Origin of the sequence: Aureliella helgolandensis (genome assembly GCF_007752135.1) — a bacterium.
Classification (GTDB): Bacteria; Planctomycetota; Planctomycetia; order Pirellulales; family Pirellulaceae; genus Aureliella; species Aureliella helgolandensis.
On sequence record NZ_CP036298.1, the window covers coordinates 1,426,296 to 1,447,465 of the forward strand.

At 55.8% G+C, this 21,170-nt stretch carries 15 protein-coding genes; 8 read left to right on the forward strand and 7 right to left on the reverse strand.

Going from position 1 to position 21,170, the window contains the following annotated elements:
• The first annotated feature begins 150 nt into the window (after nt 1-150).
• Nucleotides 151-1,560, forward strand: coding sequence for a tetratricopeptide repeat protein (locus Q31a_RS05050; protein WP_145074928.1), 1,410 nt, complete (start codon nt 151-153; stop codon nt 1,558-1,560).
• 449 nt (nt 1,561-2,009) lie between these two features.
• Here the strand turns inward: Q31a_RS05050 and Q31a_RS05055 are convergent, their stop codons facing one another.
• Nucleotides 2,010-3,302 (reverse strand): IS1182 family transposase, encoded by a 1,293-nt coding sequence (locus Q31a_RS05055; protein ID WP_145074767.1) that lies wholly within the window; start codon nt 3,300-3,302, stop codon nt 2,010-2,012.
• Between the two features lie 516 nt (nt 3,303-3,818).
• Here Q31a_RS05055 and Q31a_RS05060 point away from each other — a divergent pair.
• Nucleotides 3,819-7,388 carry an AsmA-like C-terminal region-containing protein gene (locus Q31a_RS05060; protein WP_145074931.1) on the forward strand — a complete coding sequence of 1,190 codons (3,570 nt, stop codon included), beginning with the start codon at nt 3,819-3,821 and terminating at the stop codon, nt 7,386-7,388.
• An 89-nt stretch (nt 7,389-7,477) separates the two neighbouring features.
• On the opposite strand, the gene Q31a_RS05065 is transcribed toward Q31a_RS05060, so the two are convergent.
• Nucleotides 7,478-9,088, reverse strand: coding sequence for an amidophosphoribosyltransferase (locus tag Q31a_RS05065; protein ID WP_145074934.1), 1,611 nt, complete (start codon nt 9,086-9,088; stop codon nt 7,478-7,480).
• A 494-nt stretch (nt 9,089-9,582) separates the two neighbouring features.
• Here Q31a_RS05065 and proB point away from each other — a divergent pair, with 494 nt between their 5' ends.
• Nucleotides 9,583-10,743: a glutamate 5-kinase gene (gene proB, locus Q31a_RS05070; protein ID WP_145074937.1), complete on the forward strand. Its 1,161-nt coding sequence runs from the start codon at nt 9,583-9,585 to the stop codon at nt 10,741-10,743.
• A 39-nt stretch (nt 10,744-10,782) separates the two neighbouring features.
• Here proB and Q31a_RS05075 read toward each other — a convergent pair whose 3' ends face one another.
• From Q31a_RS05075 to Q31a_RS05085, 3 genes are all read right to left on the reverse strand, one after another.
• Entirely contained in the window at nt 10,783-11,412 is a 630-nt protein-coding gene (locus Q31a_RS05075; protein ID WP_145074940.1) for an SET domain-containing protein, read from the reverse strand.
• A gap of 190 nt (nt 11,413-11,602) precedes the next feature.
• On the reverse strand, nt 11,603-11,941 hold the full coding sequence (locus Q31a_RS05080; RefSeq protein ID WP_145074943.1) for an RNA recognition motif domain-containing protein: 339 nt from the start codon (nt 11,939-11,941) through the stop codon (nt 11,603-11,605).
• Between the two features lie 421 nt (nt 11,942-12,362).
• Nucleotides 12,363-12,629, reverse strand: a complete 267-nt coding sequence (locus Q31a_RS05085; protein WP_145074946.1) for a hypothetical protein — start codon at nt 12,627-12,629, stop codon at nt 12,363-12,365.
• 113 nt (nt 12,630-12,742) lie between these two features.
• Here Q31a_RS05085 and hemC point away from each other — a divergent pair, with 113 nt between their 5' ends.
• From hemC to Q31a_RS05100, 3 genes are all read left to right on the forward strand, one after another.
• The gene (hemC, locus tag Q31a_RS05090) at nt 12,743-13,666 is read left to right on the forward strand and encodes a hydroxymethylbilane synthase (RefSeq protein WP_197356231.1); all 924 of its coding nucleotides are present in this window, start codon (nt 12,743-12,745) and stop codon (nt 13,664-13,666) included.
• 225 nt (nt 13,667-13,891) lie between these two features.
• A complete protein-coding gene (locus Q31a_RS05095; protein WP_145074952.1) occupies nt 13,892-14,683 on the forward strand; it encodes a site-2 protease family protein in 792 nt (263 codons plus the stop codon).
• Between the two features lie 381 nt (nt 14,684-15,064).
• Complete coding sequence (locus tag Q31a_RS05100; RefSeq protein ID WP_145074955.1) at nt 15,065-15,289, forward strand: hypothetical protein; 225 nt, start codon at nt 15,065-15,067, stop codon at nt 15,287-15,289.
• A gap of 115 nt (nt 15,290-15,404) precedes the next feature.
• Here Q31a_RS05100 and Q31a_RS05105 read toward each other — a convergent pair whose 3' ends face one another.
• On the reverse strand, nt 15,405-18,068 hold the full coding sequence (locus Q31a_RS05105) for a hypothetical protein (protein ID WP_145074958.1): 2,664 nt from the start codon (nt 18,066-18,068) through the stop codon (nt 15,405-15,407).
• Nucleotides 18,069-18,191: 123 nt separating this feature from the next.
• Nucleotides 18,192-19,982, reverse strand: a complete 1,791-nt coding sequence (locus Q31a_RS05110; RefSeq protein WP_145074962.1) for an FG-GAP repeat domain-containing protein — start codon at nt 19,980-19,982, stop codon at nt 18,192-18,194.
• Between the two features lie 142 nt (nt 19,983-20,124).
• Between Q31a_RS05110 and Q31a_RS05115 the strand changes: the two genes are divergently transcribed.
• On the forward strand, nt 20,125-20,421 hold the full coding sequence (locus Q31a_RS05115) for a hypothetical protein (RefSeq protein ID WP_145074965.1): 297 nt from the start codon (nt 20,125-20,127) through the stop codon (nt 20,419-20,421).
• A 3-nt stretch (nt 20,422-20,424) separates the two neighbouring features.
• Entirely contained in the window at nt 20,425-20,766 is a 342-nt protein-coding gene (locus tag Q31a_RS05120; RefSeq protein WP_145074968.1) for a histidine triad nucleotide-binding protein, read from the forward strand.
• Nucleotides 20,767-21,170 lie beyond the last annotated feature (404 nt).

Below are 21,170 nucleotides of genomic sequence, written 5' to 3' on the forward strand. Positions count from 1 at the left end.
CTCTTCTCGCGGGCGGGTTACTATCGTCAGCAAGCCGTTGCGGGATGGGGCGATATGGACGAGCCTCTAACGCCGTCCGTTCATCCCGTAGATAAACTCGTGGTTTGTCGGAGCGTTGAATACAATATGCCTTTTGACTCGACCGCTTGAATGTCAGCAGCCCATCAGTCGCGACGTACGGCCAAGATGCGTTCCAAGCAGAATGGGAGGCAGAACGCTGGTGATTCTTCAAACCGGCGGCGTGTGGTCTTAGCGACAATCTGCCTGTTGTTAGTTGCAGGCTTCTATTTTAGCGGCGGCTTGGCGCGTCTGACGAACACCTTTGCAGAGCAAGCTGTTGCTCGTCGAGACTTTGAGCGCGCCAAGAGCTGGCTCGAGGTAACGCAACGCTTGCAGCCGCAGGACGCCAAGCAGTATTTTCTGGCCGCCCGCATGGCTCGGCACGAGGGGCAGAAAAGGCAAGCAGCCGAGTTTCTTAAATTGGCCCAGGCGCGTGGCTTCGACCCCTCGTTGATCGAACTCGAGCAGCAACTCGAGTTGGCGCAAAGCGGGAATCTCTCTCAGGTGGAACCGGAGTTGACGCGAAGGCTAGCGGCCGGGGACCGCGATGCTGCCGAGATCAGTGAGGCTCTTGCCAATGGTTTGGGGATGGCCTCTCGCTTTGAAGAGGCGCTCGCAATCTTGGAGGCCTGGGCAAAAGATGTTCCTTCCAATCCGACACCGCGTTATCGGATTGGACGGATTGAGGAATACGTGCAGCAGCTCGAATCCGCTAAGGAAAATTACCGTGTGGCAATAGCGCTGGACGAGAACTACTTCCCAGCTTTGTTCAGCCTCGCGCGACTATCGTTGGATGAAAATCAAGCGGATCAGGCCGCCGAGCTTTTTAAACGCTGCCTGGAGATGAAGCGGCCGGCTGCTGCGCAAGTGGGGTTGGCAATGTGCTTGGCGAAAATCGGCGATGCGAAAGGTGCAGAGGAATTGCTCTATGAAGTGCTCGATCTGGATTTAGCTGAGGTAGTTGCCTCCTATGCAGAGGTGGGGGAAACGACCGAACGCTTTGTCGCCGCAACGGAATTGGGGAAGTTGCTCGCCAATTCGGGCGAGTTCGAGGAGGCGGTTCGGCTGCTCAGTCAGTCGCTGGAAAAAAACCCGCGCGATATGGCTGCACGCTATTCAAGAGCAATCGCCTTGCGAGGTCTGAAGCGTGATGCGGAAGCAGCAGAGGACTTTGAGAAGGTTGCACAGACGAAGAATGCATTGCAACAAGTCAATTCGCTCCGCAATCAAATCAACCGCGATGAAACGGACTGCGTTTCGCGAGTGAAGTTGGGCAAGTTGTTGGTGGAGTATGAATCCGAACGCAACGGGTTGTTCTGGCTACGCAGCGCATTGGTTCATGGCAGCGAAGATCCGGAAGTTCACGCTGCGCTGGCCGATTTCTACGAATCGCACCTGCTGGACGCGGAGGAGAATCGCGAGTTGGCAGAGTATCATCGGCGCCGCGCTGAAGAGTTGCAAGGTACAGTCGCGTCGCCCTCGTCCGGCAACGCGGACTAACGCGGCCAAGTGCAGTTGCCGTGTTGAATGCAGTGTTGTGAATGCAGTGTTGTGAATGGCAATCCTAACTGCAGCCCACGATCGATCCTCCTAAGCCTTTCAGCACGCCCTGGTCATCAACAACCCCCCGTAGCATGGTCCCCTGGACCGTGTCCCCCGCAGCAGTATCCCCTATCCGGCTTGTTGATTTAATGGCAATTTGAATTTTAATGCGGAGGTAGCATCCTTAATTGACTTGTAGCGGAGGTTGTCTTTCCTTGCTCACGCGGCTAGGCTGTGAAGTTTTTTCACCAACGGACTCTTTTGGTATTCCAACCACGAAATTTTTTCGAATTGGCGGCTGAAAGTCTTACTTGGTCGGATTGTTGGCCAGCAAGTTAGCTCGTGTCCATCATGCTCATCTCTTCGAGTTGTGTTATTTCTCAACCAAGCGGTTGCCTTGCAACTGCTTAGATTGCCAAGGCCCCCAGGTTTACCATGCGTGTGAAGTTAAAGGCCACGGCATGCCATAGCGCTACCGCTTTGACCTTCACCAGTCCTCGAACTTTGAATTGCCGAAGGTTCCGATTGCGGCAGTCCGCATTGGGAAACTCGGCAACCGACGGGCGCGTCTTGTAAAGCTCTTTGTATTCCTCTTTGGCCATTCTCGCGCGAAACGCTGTGTATTCGTCGCTTTCGCCAGGTTGCTGCGCGTGAGGATCTTTGCCTTTGCTTTCCAATACCGATCCACGGGGGATCGTGGAGACGACTTCGGTCCCTTTAGACTCCACGGTCTTAACATCGCCCTTGGTTGCGTAAGCGGAATCGACCAATTGCGTCTTTGGTGTCTTGTCGTAAGTTGAGCACACTTTCTCGTGCATTGGTGCCATTTGGCCACTGTCAGTTCCCGAGTTGATAACATCGACAGCGACTATTACTCGCGAGTCAGCATCGGTTGCGAACTGGACGTTGAAGGCCGGATCGAAGCCACCATTGGCCATCTTCATATTACGGGCGTCAGGGTCCGTAGTGCTCACGCGAGTCTTTTCGCCGTCACCTTTTCTCCGAGACTCGCGCTGCTTACTAAGCTCCTCAAACTGTCGCAAAGCCTCATCTAATCGCTCTTGACGCTCACGCGATGCTCGTTCGACTGCCGCTTGGCGACGTGCGTCTCCATCGGAACGATCGCATTCGTTCTCGGATTCTTTCTTCAATCTATCTACGTGAGCCTGAGCCTGCTGCTGCAATGACTCAAGCGTCGGCTTGCGGCGAAACGAACTACTGCCTGCACTAGCCCGAACGCGCATTCCGTCTTGGGCAATGGTCTCCAGGGGCACCAGACCTTGGGCGACCAACGAGGCAACCGTGTCAACGAGCGTCTTCTCCAAGAATGCTCCGTTCTCCACTCGAAAGTCGCTCAACGTGTGATAATTGACCGTGACATTTCCGAGCGTCCATAAATAGGCTATGTCCGTCTCGCATCGGCGACCAAGTTCTCGGGCTGTGCCGATGCCATCCAAGGTTGCCAGAAGCCACAGTGAAACCAGTATCTCCGGCGCAATACTATTGCGGCCAACGGTGCTCTTGGTGACAACGATCTTTTCATACAGAGGTTCTAGGTCCAACGTTTTGACAAACGACCAGACAATGCGAGCACGATGGTCGCGCGGAAGCATATCTTCAAGTGAAAGCATGTGCATTTCCACTTGAATACGATGGGGGCGGGAAACACGAGCAAGCTGCGATGGTTTTTGAGTATTCATGCTATAGTTGTAGCGCCCAAAATTAATTTGCAAACCACTTGGCTAAAAATTCACAGCCTAGGCGGGTTGCTATTTCAACATCCCCTATCGCTTCGGGTTGCCTCCTCCCTCGGTCGTCTCTCCAACAACTGTTCCGGGGCCTCCGCCCCCGGTGCCTGCTCCCATAGTTGAAAATTGCCAAGCATGCCTTTCGCCCGTAAATTTCCCCGCAAGGTGAGAGTCGTTCCTTCCTTGTGCCAGCTTTGGTAGCCTGGTCGGAGGAGAACTCTTGCGAGGGGAACGCAAGCCATTGAGTTGAGAGCGTCGCTTGCCGGGAGTGGGAACCAGGCCAAAGATGGATCCAACGACAGCTATTTGTCTATCGATTCCACCCCAAAAACTCTAGGCTATCTGTGTTCGTAGCGTCGAAACTGGTGAATGTCGATGCGATTGCTGGACGCGGTATCGATAGCTCGCGGTACCGATATACTGAATGGTAGTCTACCGCAGAGCCCACTATCTTCTTGGTAACGTTTGATGAAAACTCTTCTTGAGGCACTGGTTTTGGGCTTGGGAGAGCCGCTCGCATGGCTGTGGCGGTATGCCTGCTCCGGTCGGACCCTGCTCTTGGCCGTTGGGATCGCATGCCTTTCCATGCCAACGCACGCCCAGTCTCCGCTGCCGGTCGATTCCTGGTCGACTGGTGTCCTGGAACGCAGTGCTCTGCCCGAAAGTCGAGCACTGGAGTATGAGTTTGAGGGGATCGCTGTCGAGGACGTGGCTGCGTGGCTGGAGTGGGCCAACATTGAAATTCCAGTAGAGGTCTCCGGTGTCGTTTCTGGCTGGGTGTGGGCTCAACGCGGTGCGAGCGGATGGTTCAGCTTTTCCGACTATCGCGTGGAGGGCGAGATTACTTCCTCCAATCTGTTGATCGAAGAATGGAGTGTCTTAGACGCTCGCATCCGCTTCGGTTATCGCGAAGGTGTTTGGTACGTTGGGCAATTGCGGGGGGATATTGGTCACCAAGACGTATCGGGCGAAATTGGTCAAGCCGATTTGGCGGTGAAGCTTTCACTTGCTCCTCAGAAACAAATGGAAGCATCCGGGCGCATGCGGTCGATCGATTTGGCTGCCTTGCTCCAGGCGTTTGATGTCGATGTGACAATCACAAACACGGGTGGGGATCTTGTTCTAGCGGGGAATGCTCCCTTGAGTGCAGCTACCGATCTCAGTGCCTGGAACGGTCAAGCCTCCCTGGACCTTAGGGACGTCCGCGTGTCACAGTTGCCAGCCGCCGATGCACTGGTTGTAGCCGACCTATCCAGCGGGGCATGGACGATCACCGATGGCCAAATCGATTGGCTTCAGCAGGAGGTGCGGGTAGAGGGAGCTGGGCGGATTGATGGGACTCAACCGTTTTCCGTCAATTTTTCGAGCCCACAGTTGCCAGTCGAGCAATTGCTAGCCGAGTTGGGACTCCCCCATCTAGTTGACGATACCTCCGGGGTGATTGCCTTTGTGGGGCATGCCGAAGGTGACGCAAGTCAGGGAGTGGTCCGCGCCAGTGCTGAGATTACGGCGCCTCAGATTGTTTATCGAACGCAGGCCATCACCAAGCTTAGCGTGCAAGCGTTGTTATCCTCCCAACAGTTAAGTCTCCACCTGAAATCAGCACACATATCGGGTGGGCGTGTCTCGGGGGAGGTTCATTGGGCCGATCTGATGCAGTTGGCGTCAGTACCGCCGGAGTCGCTACGGCTGGATGTGGACGAGGTCGAAATCGGACCGCTAGCTTTGCACTGGTTGGATTTGCCTGTCTCGGGAGTCGCCACGGGGCAAGTCGCACTTTCCAGCGTTTTGTTCAAGGAGATCTACGGCTGGGGTTCAAAAGGTGAGTTGTCAATTGTTGACTTGCAAAGCGCCCAGGCACCCATTGGCGATGCGCGGTTGAGTTGGCAGAAGGCCGCAGATTCCGAGCAGTTGGTGGCTGATTTCAAGATTGACGAAAACTCGCTTGTCGGTCAGCTCACTGTCCATCTAGGCGATTCGCCCGATTGGAATTTTCGCTCGACACGCGTGGTGGACTACAGACTCGCAGGGCAGGTAAACGACCTGTCGAGAGAGTTGCGTTTGCAGGACCCTATGGCTGACCTTTCGTCCGTATCGATGAGCGGGAATGTCGTTGTAGAGGGGACGCTTGAGCAATGGTTGAGTCGTGGGACAGCCAGTCTGCCTCAAGCCCAGCTGCAACTCGGCGATCAAACAATTCAGGTCCGAGATGTCGAGCTGCAATTTTCGCCAGAAGAAATTCGGCTGTCGCAGTTTCGCTTGACCGATTCCCAGGGACGCATTGCCGGCTCAGCTGTATTGCGTCGCAGTGCTTCGGGGGAACATCAGGTGAACGTGCGCATGTCTGATTTTCAAATCTCCCCCTATGTGAAACAGCTTCCGATCCCAGCATTGCACCCGCTGCAGGGCAGCCTTTCGCTGGAAACGCGTTTGACCAAGGATGCTGCGCGGCCGAAGCTCCTTGAGTCTTGGACGGGGGAGGCTCTGGGGCGTATCGATCAACTGCGTTACGAGGCTACAGACCTCGGGGAAATTGCATTCTCCAGCAAGGTTTCTCCTGAAATGTTGACTGCCAAACTCGACGGTCGAGTTCTGGGCAGCCAAGCTCAGGCGCAGTTCAGCGTGCCGGTAGCCGTGCTTAGTAAGCTGCAGGGGGCGAATCCGTCGACCGACCGTTCAGCCGCTCCGGCGAACTCCCATCCATCGGTACCGTATGACCCAGCTAGTCTCAACTTTGCGGGCAGTGTGGTTGGGCTGCAAATGCCGGAACTAGTCGCCGTCCTCAGGGGGAGGCGGCAAGCGAGTCTGTTCAACGGCACGCTCAATCTAGAGCTGGAGGGCCAGGGGACGAGTTGGGAGAATCTGGAATTTGAAACTACATTCAATGCTCCAGCACTTAGTTACGATCGCATGCAACTTGCCAAGGAGTTGTCCATTCGGACTTCGTATCATGACAAAATACTCCATGTTTTGGAAATGAAAGGTGGTGTTGCTGGAGGTCGGGTCGAAGCTCGAGGCACCCTCGGATTGGACCTGGGGCAGGCGCAAAGGCAGCTCGATGGCAGTTTGCAGTTCAACGCGCAGAGGATTCAATTGGAGGGGTTGGTTGGCCTCTTGCTTCCCGACTACGCAGACTTTTTTTCTGGCGTTGCGAGCTGCCGAGGCAACCTTCGATTCGATCGGCAAATCTCGTTGTCGGGGGATGCCAAGGTCGTCGACGCTACGTGCTACGGGCTCGCGATTCAAAAGGCTTCCACATCGTTACTGATGAAATTTGAACCCAATGGTGCTTTCGCTTCGCTGACAGCACGCGATATTCATGGAGCGGCTGTCGGCGGGTATCTTCAGGGGGAGGCGAGTCTGCGAGGTGGAGCTCGCTACGATTTGAAGGCACGTGCCACTCTGGCGGATGGAAAGTTGGAGCAACTCAGCCAAGCATTAGGCTTCGAGCGTATTTTGGGCACCGGGCGGTTTGATGGCAACGTCGACATCGCCTCGCGCAATGTGTCCTCACTGAATGCGTTAACCGGTAAGGTGCAGGTAGAAATCGAAGGAGGGGACATCCAGAGTATTCCCATTCTTTCCGATCTTGGGCGATTTGTGCCAATCCTGCAACTCGCTTCCACTGACGTCCGCGATGGGGTAATGCAAGCGACCATCGGGCAGGGGCAATTGCGGCTTCAAAGAGTGTTCATTGACAGCAATGCGTTTTGGCTGGTTGCTGACGGAAGTGCGAGCTTGGGTGGCGGGCGGCTGGATATCAATGCATTGCTACAGGCGGGGGGCGGTTTTCAGCAACAGGTAGCTCAGTCGGCCCTGCAGAAGCTGGCAGTCGGGGTGATTCCTCAAGCGGCCTTGCTGGTGCAGGTAAATGATTGGCTGACCAACCGTTCGCTCTATTTTCACATCGGAGGAACAACGCATCGGCCTTCCATTCAGGCTCGCGCCGCAGAGACCATTGGCGTCGGCATTCTGCAGAACGTTAGGCAGCAATTGCTCGTCGCTCCAGCTGCAGTGTCCTCCTCCTCCTCGCGCTAGCCGAGTCGTTGCGCCCCCGCAGTTCAGCGGCAGCCAATTCATTGGGCTACCGTGAGTCTCTGATGAAATTCAGCCTTGCTGAGCGTGGGCTAGGCTAAGTGAGAGGGATCCGGTGTGGTCTGCTCGTAAGTTCGACTGCCTTGAGCAGCGGACTGTCCCATATTCTGCAACGCGATGTTGTAGAGACGTTGGCCGTGTTCCGTGGGGTACTCGCCGGTGATGCAAGCTTGGCACAATTGGTCTTCGCCCAGGTCGATGGCGCGAGCAATACTGCTGACGGGCAAATAGCGGAGCGAGTCACAGCCGAGTGTCGCAGCCATGCGACGCTGTCCCTCTTCAGTCAGCAAGCCATCGTCCAAAAACTTGGGGGCAAACAATTCGTCAATCGTCGACATATCAATGCCGTAGAAGCAGGGAGCGACGATCGGGGGGCAGGCCACGCGGACGTGGATCTCCTTGGCGCCCCCCAAGTGACGAATGCGGTCCAGCAGTACCTTCATGGTAGTCGAGCGAACGATGGAGTCTTCTACCAAGAAGACCCGTTTTCCCTCTAGCACTTCGCGCAGTGGAGTGTACTTGCTCGCAGCTTTAGCAACGCGAGCGCGACCTCCTTCGATAAACGACCGTCCGCTGTAGCGATTGCGGATTAACCCTTCGCGACTGGGGATACCCAGTTCGTAGGCCATTGCATCGGCGGCCGCTTTACTGGTATCGGGCACTGGGACTACGATCGTATCGCGATCGAGTGGAACTTTATTGTCGGCGATTTCCATTCTCGCCAGCTCTTCCCCGAGTCGAGTTCGCGATAGATAGACACTACGCTCATCGAGGGTACTAGCCACATTGGCGAAATAGATCCATTCGAAGAAGCAGTGCGCGGTGCGAGTCGATGGCGCAAACTGCTTAATCTTGACGCCTTCAGGTCGCACAACAATTAGATGCCCCGGAAGCAATGAGCGAATGCTGTCGGGTTCGAAGCCGAGATTGAGCAGTGCTACGCTTTCGCTGGCTGCAGCGAACAGGGGGCCTTCTAAGGCGTAGCATAGAGGTTTGATGCCCAGTGGATCGCGGGCCAGCAGCAGCTCTCCGCGAGCGTTCAGGAACGCCAAGCTGTAGGCCCCGTCAAATTGGGACGCGACTTTGGCAAAGATGTCGCTTATGTCGCGGCCTGGCTCGCCTGTCGACAACTCGCGGCCAAGCTCATGCAAGATGATTTCGGTATCGGTATCACGGGCGAGGTGATGTTCGCCCTCGCGGAGTAGCTTTGCTCGCAGGCTGGAGTAGTTGGCCAATTGACCGTTGAAGCAGAAGCTAAACCACTTGTGCTTATGGATGTGCTGGCGTTCGAAGGGTTGCGCGTAATTTCGATCTTCTCTGCCACAGGTGGCGTAGCGGACGTGACCGATAGCAGCTCTGCCAGCATATTCTTGCATCAAGGCTTCGCTCTTGCCGCGGTGCGAGAGTCTGAAGACTTCTGCGACGGTGCCCACATCCTTCATGGTATCTAGCAAGTTAGCGCGGTCGGGAGAGAATGAGGTCATTCCGGCGGCGAGCTGCCCGCGATTCTGAATGTCCTGCAGCATGCGCGGCAAGAGCCGAGATATTTCCTGTGGACCTTGTTCTGGGCACAGAGGACTTGGTTCCGAGCTCGGGAGGTGATAAATCGCCGCAACCCCACACTCGTGGTGCAATTCGCTCATGTTTCTAGTGGACTCCAGATCCAGGAAACGTCGTTTCACCAGCCACAGATGGGGCAGGTTTTTCGACAAGGGTGAACAAGCTTGTTGTCTTCGTTTCGGCCATTTCTAATCACGACTCGTCGAAACCTCCACTTCAATGAAGGCGGGGACTGGTTTAAATCGAGCGGCGAGTAAACGTACCTCTTTTGACCTGGCGGAAAACGAATGCCGAACCTGAGGAGATTAGGCAGGGCAGGCTCTCTTGCACTAGGTGTGCTCTAAGTTTAGCCTCCGTTGTCCATTGAGCAAACGACCGGCATTCACCAGCTTCCCACAATTGTCCAGAAACTTATGCGGATTGCGTTAGCTTGTAACAGGTGTTTTCGAAGTTAGGCTGGTTACCAGCGAGTGGGGCCGCTATAGATTCCCCCCCTCCCGTTTGAACAGAATCCTTGGGATGATTCTAATTAACCTTCTTCAGTTCCCGACTCCAATTCAAAAAAGTAATCTCGCGCATGGAAGATAATTGCCGAAAATCGGTCCTACAAGCTGCAGACACTTGGGTGGTTAAAGTTGGATCTCGCGTACTTACCGGTCCAGATGGAATGTTGGACACCGAGCAGGTGGGCCGTTTGGCAGCGCAGCTCTCGGAGCTAGCCAATGCAGGAAACCGCGTCGTGCTCGTCAGTAGTGGTGCTGTCGCGGCCGGTGTGGGGAAGCTAGGGTTGGCGTCGCGTCCAACGGTGCTCTCGCAACTGCAAGCGGTAGCTGCGGTGGGGCAGGCCCATTTAATTCAAACCTACGAGCAGTATTTTAGTTCGCATGGTCGCCACGCGGCACAGATCTTGTTAGTGGCGGACGATCTCGATGATCGCACTCGCTATCTCAACGTGCGGAACACGCTGGTTGCGCTATTGCGAATGGGGGTAATCCCCGTCGTCAACGAAAATGACTCCGTGGCCGTTGACGAGCTAATGACTACGTTTGGTGACAACGACCGCCTGGCAGCCATGGTCGCGGGCTTATTCGAATCGCCCGCCTTGGTGATTCTGAGCGATGTGGCCGGGGTTTACGATCGGGATCCCCGCTTGGAAGGCGCGCGGGTTGTTTCGACCATTGAGCAGGTCAATCAAGATGTGATGGACATGGCGGTCGATAAGGAGTCGCAGGTCAGCAAGGGGGGCATGTCTAGCAAGTTGCAAGCTGCCCAGTTCGTGACGCAAAGCGGTGCGCCCGTTGTTATTGCCGGTGGCCGAACCCCCAACGTCTTGCCACGTTTGTGGGCGGGGGAAGAGCTTGGAACCCTCTTTCTGCCGGAAGCGCGTGGGCTGTCACCTCGAAAGCGATGGATTGGCTTCAGCGCCCAGCCGATGGGGCAGCTATTGGTTGACGAGGGGGCATGTGAAGCCATCTTGTCGGGCGGTCCCAGCTTGCTGGCGATCGGAATCGTGTCCGTGCAGGAGGATTTTGGTATCGGGGATGTCGTTTCCATTTGTCGATTGGATGGGGAGGAAATTGCGCGGGGCTTGTCCAACTACAGTTCCGTCGACTTGATGAAAATTCGAGGGCAGCGTTCACCGGAAATCGAAGAGATCCTGGGCCATTGTCCCTACGAGGCGGTGATCCATCGAGACAATATGACCGTGATAGTGGCGGCCGACTTGCGTGGAGGCTGATCGCCCTCGTCGCGAGTGCGTGGGCGGAGAATTCCCAGCTTAGATTATCCCAAGGTCGGGGATTGCCCTGACTTGCAGCAGTTGTTGGAGCTCGGCGAGGTGCTTTGAGTCGACGATCCATCCACGGCAATGGGCGCTGTGGCAGTTGCAGGGGATCGCAAATCGCGCCGGCCAGCTGTAGTCGATCGTCAATTCCTCTCCCAGCCGAATATCGCAAATGGAGTAGAGCAGGATCTTGGGGGCTGCCGCTGCGGGGTGCGTGCTGAGTTCGACCGCTGGCGATGGGAGTGTCGCGTCTTCGGCGATTGTGGGAGAGGTCGGGCCGGGGAAGGAGAATGCTTCGAAAGCGCAGTTGGGGGAGCAGGAGTGGTTGACGAAGCGGAAGGGAGCCGTGGGCTCAAGCTGCGTTCCGTCGCCTAGGTCGAAGGCGTAGCGGCTGACGTAGTCCTGCTCGCTGATAACTCGCCCTTCGATTTGACCAATGCAGGTGCCGTCTACGATTCGCTTGGTCGCGAAGACCCCTTTGCCAACGCTGGTGCGGCCGACGCGCAGGCCACGCTTTTCCAGTCTTTCAACTTTGGCTTGGCGATGTTTGCGTTGGGCCTGGTGTGGAGAGAGGGGGGGGCGTTCCCCGTGGGATCGCGATGGTTTGCCTTCATCGAAGTGCATGCAGGCATCTTCCAGGATAGAAACGAAAAAACACAAGCGTGGGAAAGAGATGGACTCTTACCCTGCGCTTGTGTCAGTATGTCATCGTTATCGTTTGTACTGGAAGAAACAGTTTTCGGCAGTCGTGCAGTCGGAACTGCAAGCATTCAAAGGCTATTGCAACCGGCAAAGCGATCGATAGCTTGGATGCCTACCAGCGATCGCGGCCACCGCCGCCACCGCCGCCGCCACCACCGCGTCGTCCGCCACCGCCACCGCCGCCGTAACCACCAGATCGCTCTTCGCGTGGCTTGGCTTCGTTGACTTGTAGATTGCGGCCTTCATTATCTTGGCCGTTCAGCCCGTCGATTGCTGCGCTAGCTTCTTGCTCGGTCGACATTTCGACAAAGCCAAAGCCTTTGCTACGCCCGGTTTCGCGATCTTCAATTACTTGAGCGCTAACCACCGTGCCGAACTCCGCGAACAATTGCTCAAGCTGTGCTGAACGCACGTTGTAGCTGAGGTTGCCGCAATACAGTTTCTTACCCATGAACAAAACTCCAGAAACGTCCCGTCATTGCTTTTGGAATTAACAGCACACCGGGACCGAATCGTGCTGCCAATGCTTATTAAAGTGCACGCCAAAGCGGCGTTGCACTCAAATTTTGATAAATATTGGGTTGGATGGCATATTGCCTAAGGCGGAGGCGACCAGCAATCCCGAGCCTGGGAGCAATCCTGAATTGAAGGATCTGCACGCAGAGTGGCTAAGGGTGTGGTTCTCGATCGCAAGCAAGAAACCGGACGTAGGTTCGTATCGATCCATCAAACGTGCCTGGGGGATCATCACACTCGTACACGTTCGAACGATCCGGCGAAAGCAGATTTATATCGGTCTAGCGATATCTACATTGCTGGGATCATATCATCCTGGTCCTCAAAGGTCAAATAGAGTTTTGCGAATTGTTGAATTAATCCAGGTTTTCGCCTTGGGAACGCTGCCGCCGCGATTGCGTAAAGCTCGCGCCCGGCCCCAGGCTGTGTGGGCCCGCGCCGCGGTTGGACCTGGCGGCTGCGACCGGTTGCTTGCGGCTCCAGGGAGAGCTGTGGTTGAGCAAGCGTGGCGGGACTTGCAATTGGGATACAGCCCTGGAGTGGGATTGGTACAATTGCGGATTGTTGTGCAGTCGTCGCATGAGGTTCGTGAACCCAGTTTGGGGCATGAGCTTCGTGGGCATCGATGCACTCCAGTTGTACCCGCGGAGGGCCAGGTGTTTTGCACCGAGCGCTGGTATGCAGGGCATGGACCGGGGTGCGCGTTTTAACCACTGATTGTTTGGGATTAAGTCCGTTGTCTACCATTCGTATCGGAACTCGTGGAAGCAAGCTGGCCGTATGGCAAGCCGAGTGGATTGCTGGCAGGCTAAAGCAGCGCGGATATGACGTTGAAATCGTGCTCATCTCCACCCGCGGGGATGTGTCGACCGAATCGCTACGCGTTGTTGGCGGGCAGGGATTGTTCACCAAGGAAATTCAGCGCGAGTTGCTTTCCGCTAGCGTCGATGTTGCGGTTCACAGTCTTAAAGACCTGCCGACAATTCCGGTGCCAGGGTTGAGCTTGGCGGCCGTACCGGAGCGGGAGACGACGGCCGATTGCCTGATCAGTCGTGGCAATGTTTCGTTTGAGGACTTGCCCGCTGGGGCTAGAGTCGGAACGGGCAGCTCTCGACGCGGAGCCCAGCTCTTGGTCTGGCGTCCAGAGCTGGTCATCGCGGATATTCGAGGGAATGTCGACTCGCGCTTAAGGAAACTTGAGGAGGGGCAGTTCGATGCAATCGTTCTGGCTGCCGCTGGCCTAACGCGACTCAAGCTGACGCAGTGTATCACTGAACAGCTGCCCGAAGAGAGGATTTTGCCAGCCATCGGGCAGGGGGCACTCGGCCTGGAATGTCGCAGCGATGATGCGGAAACGCAAGCAGCTCTGGTGCAACTGAACGATCCGAAAAGCCAGGCGGAAGTTCTCGCCGAGCGCGCGTTCCTAGCATCCTTGCTGGCTGGTTGCCTCGCTCCCGTGGCTGCTATTGGACGCGTGAATCCAGATGGGCAGCTCAGTCTGCGTGGGCGAGTCTTATCGATAGATGGTAAGAGAGTTGTGGAAGGACGCGTGGTTGGCAATCCCAAGAGTGCGGAGATGCTCGGTAAGCAATTGGCGGACGAGTTGATCGGCCAGGGGGCTGCTGAGCTAATCGCCATTGCCAAAGAGAACTCGCCGTGACTCTGGGAAATTCTATGCAGCTTCCATTTTCATTTTCCCAGATTTCATTGCACTAAATATCATTTCCCCAGAATCAATTTCCCCAGAGAGCTAATGCCCTCGAAAAGCCTATCGCAACGGCGGATGGTCGAACGGCCACGGGGTGCGGGAGGTGTGAGGGTTCGCTGGGTGTTCGGGGGCGGTGTTTTTTCCCGCTGGATCACGTTTTAGATAAGTGCACTATCCATGCTCAAAGAGCCAGGTCGCAGTCAGTACGATTGGCAGTTCAACTTTCTTGGTTTTCCAGTGCGGGTTGCGTGGGGATTTTGGGTTGTCGCGGCCATCCTAGGATGGAGTTGGAGCGTGTCGGTAGATGCCAGCTTCCCCAATTCTCCCGGGGGAGCTCCCGCGGTCTTGCTGATGTGGATTGCAGCGCTCCTGCTGTCGATCCTGGTCCATGAAGTTGGGCACACTTTGGCGATGAAGTATTACGGGCTGCAAAGCCGGATTGTCCTCTACCACTTTGGCGGCTTGGCAATTCCCGATTCGTTTGGGAGTTGGAATGGAGCGCGGCAGCGCCGCATAGGGCCGCGTGAGCAAATCGTCATTTCAGCTGCGGGGCCGGGAATTCAATTGGCTTTGGCTGCATTGGTGTGGGCTATCGGGATGGCAACCGGGACATACATGGAGCTCACGGGGCAGTTGAATTGGTTGTTCGGAACGAGTCTACCGATAGGCGAAATTCCGCAAACGGCAATTCGTTACGCGGCGTTCAACGCAATTATCTATCCCAGTACCATCTGGGCAATTCTCAATTTGGCGCCCATCTTGCCGTTGGATGGTGGGCACATCATGCGTTCGATGCTGCAGTTGTGGAACGTCGATCAACCGACGCATGTGGCCTACATGGTATCGATTGGCACCGGTGCACTGCTGGGAATTTATTGCTTGCAGACGGGGCAGCCTGGCGGCATTATGTTCCTGCTGTTTGCCGCCAGTAATTGGCAAGCCATGCAGCAGGGGCACGGCGGATTCTAGGCGTGGGCTCGATGTGAAAATATTCACATTCGTGGGCGTCGAGACGCGCTGACTGACGGCGCGAGACGCTCGCTCGTAAATCGCGAATTGCAGGCGAAATGTACCCAACTTTGGATTCGAAGGAAGCATTGTGGGTAAATTGTCAGAAATATGTGTAAAAAATGTCAAAAACATATTGCAATAGCTGGGTTGTTTCGTACAAATACGCTCCAAGGACGTAGGTAATTGCCAGCATTGTGAATCTCTACGCGGCGGCCACCGCTGATTCTAGGACGTGTTGGTGATTTTCTTGATTTCGGAGGCGGGACTTGACGAGAGCATGTGGCTGTTGTCGTTGTAGTGGTCTCACCTCCACATTTCCGTTTTAGCGGAGGAGAAAACGTGGCTAAAAAGAAGGCTGCTACTAAGAAGAAGGCTGCACCCAAGAAGGCTGCACCTAAGAAAAAGGCTGCTGCTCCTAAGAAGAAGGCTGCACCTAAGAAAAAGGCTGCTCCTAAGAAGGCTGCAACCAAGAAGAAGGCTGCTGCTCCTAAGAAAAAGGCAGCAACTAAGAAAACTGCAACTAAGAAAACTGCGGCTAAGAAGAAGACCGCCAAGAAGAAGTAGTATTGCTTCCTCTCGAAATCAAGAACGCTTTCAGTTGAAGGCACACCGAACCGCTGTTGGTTTTTGTACTGACGGCGGTTTTTTCGTGGGCGTTTGCGAGCGTTTTGCAACACGCCTATTCAACCAGCTCGACCCCCGCTACTAGGCACGAAATTGCACTGAACTCGATATCGATGCGCAGTTTAATGTCGCCCGTCACTCCGCTGACCGTACAGCGGAATTGGAAGGTGTTGTCCTGTTCGGCATCTTGCGCGTCTTCAAGCACGCACTCGATGTAGCCTCCGGCCACATTGTGGATTCGGTCCCGCATGGACTCTAGTTTCTGCTCGACCTCGGTGGTTCGTAGCTCCCAGACCATCGACGCTTGAGGCGAGGGGGTGACGTCGGTAGCGTCCAGCCAGGTGGACATGAAGTCTTGGATGCGCTGTTGGCTACGTTGCAGGGCTTGCTCGGTAGTCAGGAAGTGCGCGAGCTCTGCGGTGTAAAAGTCGAAGGCAGTAAGTTGGCCGTTGTGGGTTGAAAGTGAAAACGGGATATTCGCCCCATGGGTGTTTTCCGCAGCGGCGTTTTCGATGGAGCTGTTTTGCGTGGGGCTGTTTTGCGTCGGGACGATAGTACCCTGCAGGCGTTCGGTTCGAATCCCGTCTCGGTAGGAGTGTATCCAGCTCGCGGTTGCGGGGAGCTGGCCAGGCTCGCCAATCAAGCTCTGGAGTTTCTGCAAGAAGAGTGTGAGGACCTCGGAATCGATGCTGCTGTTGTCCGAGGAGCCGAGCAGCGCTTCAACTCCCTTGGTGTTCGCGTCGAAGAAGGGGGTTAGCAGCCGTTGGGTCTCAAGGGCACCGTCTTCAGGGAAACTAATCTCAAGGTCGGATGTGAAATGCAAGAGTTCCGGGGAGTTGGGGCCCGCCAAGCGGAATTCGCAGGCCAATGGCAAGGGCGGCTCGTTGGGGTATTGGGCGACGCAGTAGACGGTAAGCATCACGGGAGCTCCCCGTTCCAGGCGATCTGAGATGCGCACGGTGGTAGCTTGAACGTCCAGTGTGTCGGGGGCGGCGTTCTCGCCTGCTTGCAAAACGACTCCTCGAAACTGTTCCAACGTCAGCTGCTGTTGGAAGGTAGGTGCCAAGCGGTCGTACGCGGCGGCTGTTTCATGGCGCAGCAAGGCTCGCCAGAACTCGCAGGCAAGCTCTGGTAGGTCCGTGGGAGCGTTCAGGCTGTTCAGGGTAGACATTGCATAGTCGCGCGAGAAGAGCGAGACACCGATCAGCTCATCATTCACAAAATCGAGCTTCCCTTCAATCTCACCCTTAGAGGTTGAAAAGGTGCCAGATGCCTGCGTAAAGTTCTGCAAGTTCTTGACCTCCCACAGGGCGAAGTCAGGGGCCACGGTAAGGCTGCCAAAAGCTTGTCGGCAGTGCTCGACTTGAGTCGCTAGAGTGCTTGTGTCGAGCAATTGGGCGGCATCGGGATTTAGGAGCTGCTGAAGGTTGGGCGCACGCTGCTGCGATTCGGGCTGCTCTGCTGAGGGCTCGGAGTCTTCAGGGGGGCTGACGCTCAGAATTCGTTGGAGTGCTTGGGTGGCCAGGCGGGTCTGAGTCGGTGCCTGGGATGGCCATGTTTCTCGCACATCGATACTGACCAGTTCGCCCCGCCCAATAAGGTCCGCATCGCAAGTGAACGCGAATAGGACGTTGCTGACGCAGCGTTTCCCCGACGCTAGTTGAACGAAGTGTCGGACCGACCAGCCGTAGCTATTGGATGCAGGATCCAGACCGTTGAATAGGCAGTCCTGATGATCGAGGCTTGCGATCTCGGTCCCGAAGTCATCGCGAAGCGTTGAGCACAGCGTGGCCAATTCCGCTTCGGTGATTTCATCTCCGTAGCTTCGCGAGAAAAGCAGGCTTGCGGCAGTCACGTTTCCCTCGAACAACATGCGAAGCAGAAGCTCGGACTTCTCGACGTACGCTTCACTAGAGATTGGTCCGGTAAACCAATCCGCCGGCATGAGTGGTGACTCGACTTCAATGTCGACCAGTTTGTCGTCGAGGATCATCAGTTTGAAATGACAATTTCCCCGTTCGAAGGGGACGTTGCCGGACAACACTCTGGAGCCCAGCTCTCCGTCCCAGCCAATCCATCCGTCCAGCATGGAAACCGCTGGGCTGGAACGCTGGAGAGGCCCCAGGTGGTCCTTGAGGGCAAGCCAGTAACTGTCCAGCGTTTGCCAGTCGATGTTGGCGATTGGCAGAGGGGAGACGATGTTCCGCGATTGAGCTTGGCTGGATGCGTTGAAGACAGCTTGGACGAAGGTTGTTTCAGCCTCGTTGAGGGAGCTGCGCGGAGGTGCCTCTACCTGTCCTTCAGGCACGTCACCAAGTTGCATGCGCAGCACCGTCTTCTCTTGGGAGCTCTGGCGGTCGACGACCTGCTGGCCGTAAAGCAATTCGGCATGGACTGCATTGGTCGTTGGGATGGTGATCAACAGGCGTACGCCCGTGAAACCGAGTTCCACGGGGACGAGCGTACCCTGGGGGGATAGGCGAGCATGCTGGGTGACGCTGCGCACAAACACGCCACCGCGAAAGTAGTTCGCGACCACGATTGCATCTTGCCCCTCGGTACCAGTGAGGATGAGTTGTACGGGTGGTTCTTCCGGTAGCTCTACGGGGCGTACCAACGGCGGAACCGTCGGTGACGCCGTCTGTGCGTAGGTAACCGTCTGGCTGCCACTCAACCCAATCCCAAGCACAATCCCCAGCAAACCGACAAGCCAACTCACGGTTGGTCGAACGCAGTTCCGGGGGACGCGCTGACCGGAAGAATGCTGGCTTGCGGGATGCTTGGCTTGGCATGTCATGGAGAGCAGCTTCATGGGGGAGATCGCGGCTAGTCGCATTCGCAACTAGGGGTGAATTCGAAACTCATCAAAACCGATGGAGGCTTGTTCGGAATGGTCGACCACGCGGATGCGGACCAGTTCGCCTTTCCACTGAGCGACATCGAACGAGATGGAAGCCCACTGGTCTGCTTCGCCACCTCCGGAACTGCAAAGGATTTGACCAGAACCTTCAGAGATCAACTCGAAGCGTGCTTCGGGATCTTTGGGGCCACGAATCCAGCAGCTAACACGCTCACCGTCGAGGAGGAAGGGGCGACTGATGACTTCACCAATCCCGCGCGGGGCATCGGTACTGGTGTCGAGGGAGTACTTGCCACGCTCTGCAGCGTCAGGGCTGGAGGCGGCGTTTTCTTGGATGGCAGCGGAAGCAATGGGACCACGGGCTTCCCAGTCTTGTAGGTCTCCCGATTCGAACCCGAAGTTGAGGGGACGGTCACCTTGGGCGGGAGCTAGCGCATCGCCAACCTTCACTACCTGCCAAGCGGGGTGACTGCCGAACGCGTCGAGCTCGGCTTGTTCTGGCACTAGAAATTGATGGGCGTCTAGATCGGCGGGGCGCTGGAGGAATAGATACGCACCTCGTTTGATTCCCGAGACAATGTCTTCCAAACCGTCCCCGTTCACATCGCCGACCGTGATTTGGGTGCCCACGCCGCTACTATTGTCGACCACATGGGGGACGAAGTGTACGCGCTCCCCCTGCCGTACGGTTTCCAGCCACAGCAACGTGGCGGGTTGCGAGCTGCCTGGATCACCATTGGCGTGGGCCCACCAGCGTTTTCCGGTAATGATATCTACGATGCCATCCCCGTTCATGTCGGCCAGTGCCATTGCGTGCAATTGGCTAACGGCCAGCCCCACGGGACTGGTGGCTGCTTGATCGGTCATAATGTCGACCTTTTCAAATTCGGTTGCTTCGTCGTTCGTCGATTTGAAATACGCCAAGCCAAAGCCGTGTGCGGCAGTGCCCGTCAGAACTTCATTCTTGCCATCTCCGTCGAGATCAACTGCGAACATTTGTGCACCGCCATCCGAAAAAGCGAAGGGGTGGAATGTCCAGTGGTCGCCGGCTGGAGCGGCGTTCCCTGGATTTTGCCACCAACCATCCTTTTCCAGTGCATCTTGGTGTCCATCATTATTCACATCGCCGATTCCAATTCCGTGAGTGAAGCGTTGGTAGCCTCGTTCGGGCGAGATCTCGGTCATTTTCCAGAGAGCGGTCGGAGTCTGCCCCGCGTGGGATCCATACACCATCTTGCCACCCGAGTTGCAAATTAGGTCGTCGATGCCGTCACCATCGATATCTGCAATCAGCGGAGATTCGTTGTCGACCGATTCGAGCATGGTGTGTCGTTGCCACAAAACGCTCGCTTCTTGCAGTTTCTCCTTACCAGGATTTTCAAACCACCAGCTCTCTTTGCCGGGGAATCCAATGACGAGAATATCAAGCTGTTGATCCTCATTGACGTCACCGGAGTACATCAAGAAGTTTTCGGAATAACCAATCGGATCGATTGCCTCTCCCTCGTAGAAGCGGGATTTGGACGTGAAGGTCGGTCCCCAGTAGATCCAGGGGCCAACAGCGACATCTCCGTTGCCGTCGCCGTTGTAGTCACCCAGCGTGCCTCCTTCGCTATAAAACTGGTCGCTGAGCTGAATGCGTTCAAAGGTAACGTCTTGAGCAATGCTCTCTTGGACCAACCCTAGGGAGGACAGGGCCTGAAGGGAGATTGTGGCAGCCAGCAGCAGATGGAGGCGACGCGCGTGGAGCGGGAAGGGATTTAAAAAATGCATTGGGCAGGACCTAAAGCGGAGGAGTGATGGAAGGTGGGGATTGGGGCTAAAAAATCGGTCTGGGACAACTGTTCCCTAACGCGGTACAATTGCGGTGCTTGGGAACGGATGCAACCAGATTCTATACACAAGGCAGCTAGCGATGAGTCGATTGACTACTTTTTTGATAGGAATGGTCGCTGGAGCGGCGGTGTTGTTCGTATCTGAGAATTATTACATAGTGCGCGGCTCCGAGGGGATGCATCTCGTCCCAAAAATTGCGGCCAAAATTGAGTTTCCCTACCGCGACATTCGTGCCTACACCGTCGAGGATTGGCAGAAAAATGTGTCGCTCGGCGCCGCGATCGTACGTGCTCAGAAGCCCGAATTGATGGTAGATTCTCTATCGAGCATTCGAGGCAATTTTGACAGCTTGATTCAATCCATCGGTGGGGGCTAAGCCATGACAACGATTTTCACAAAGATTATTAATCGCGAGATTCCTGCCAAGATTGTCTATGAAGACGATTTATGCCTAGCGTTTCACGATGTGTCACCTCAGGCTCCCGTGCATGTCCTGCTCATTCCCAAGAAGCCGGTTGAATCGATTGAGGCATTGGAACCAGAAGATGAGAGTCTGCTAGGACACCTCTGGATGGTGATTCAGCGGGTCGCTCGGGAATTGGAGTTGGCCGAAGGAGGGTATCGAGTGGTTGTCAATTGTGGCAAGGATGGTGGGCAATCGGTCGATCACCTCCATTTTCACTTGCTAGGCGGTCGCCCACTGGCTTGGCCTCCAGGCTGAGAGCGCTGGACTGGGGTAGCATGCGGCAGCACGCCGGGAGGGCACGGACGCGGCGACTAAATCCTTCGACCGCCGAGTTCGCAGCTTGTTGATCAAAGAGCATCTTCCGTCCTGATGTGAAGCTGGCACTCTTTATACACTCTCGCTGCGACCACTCAACCATGCTCACCGGGCTGTTGAAATAGCAACCCGTTGCGGGAGCAGGGAAAGGTGATTGCCGCTGCAGGTCAATTAGAGGAATTACCTATTCAGCAACATTGAAATCGCGACTAAATCAACAAGCCGTCACGTAGCGGGACGCTATTTCAACAAGTCCGCACGTAGCGGGTTGCTGGTCGAAGCAATCCGGAAACCCAACAATCCGGAAAGTGGCAGGGCCTCTTCGGTAGGCTGCCGGGAATGGC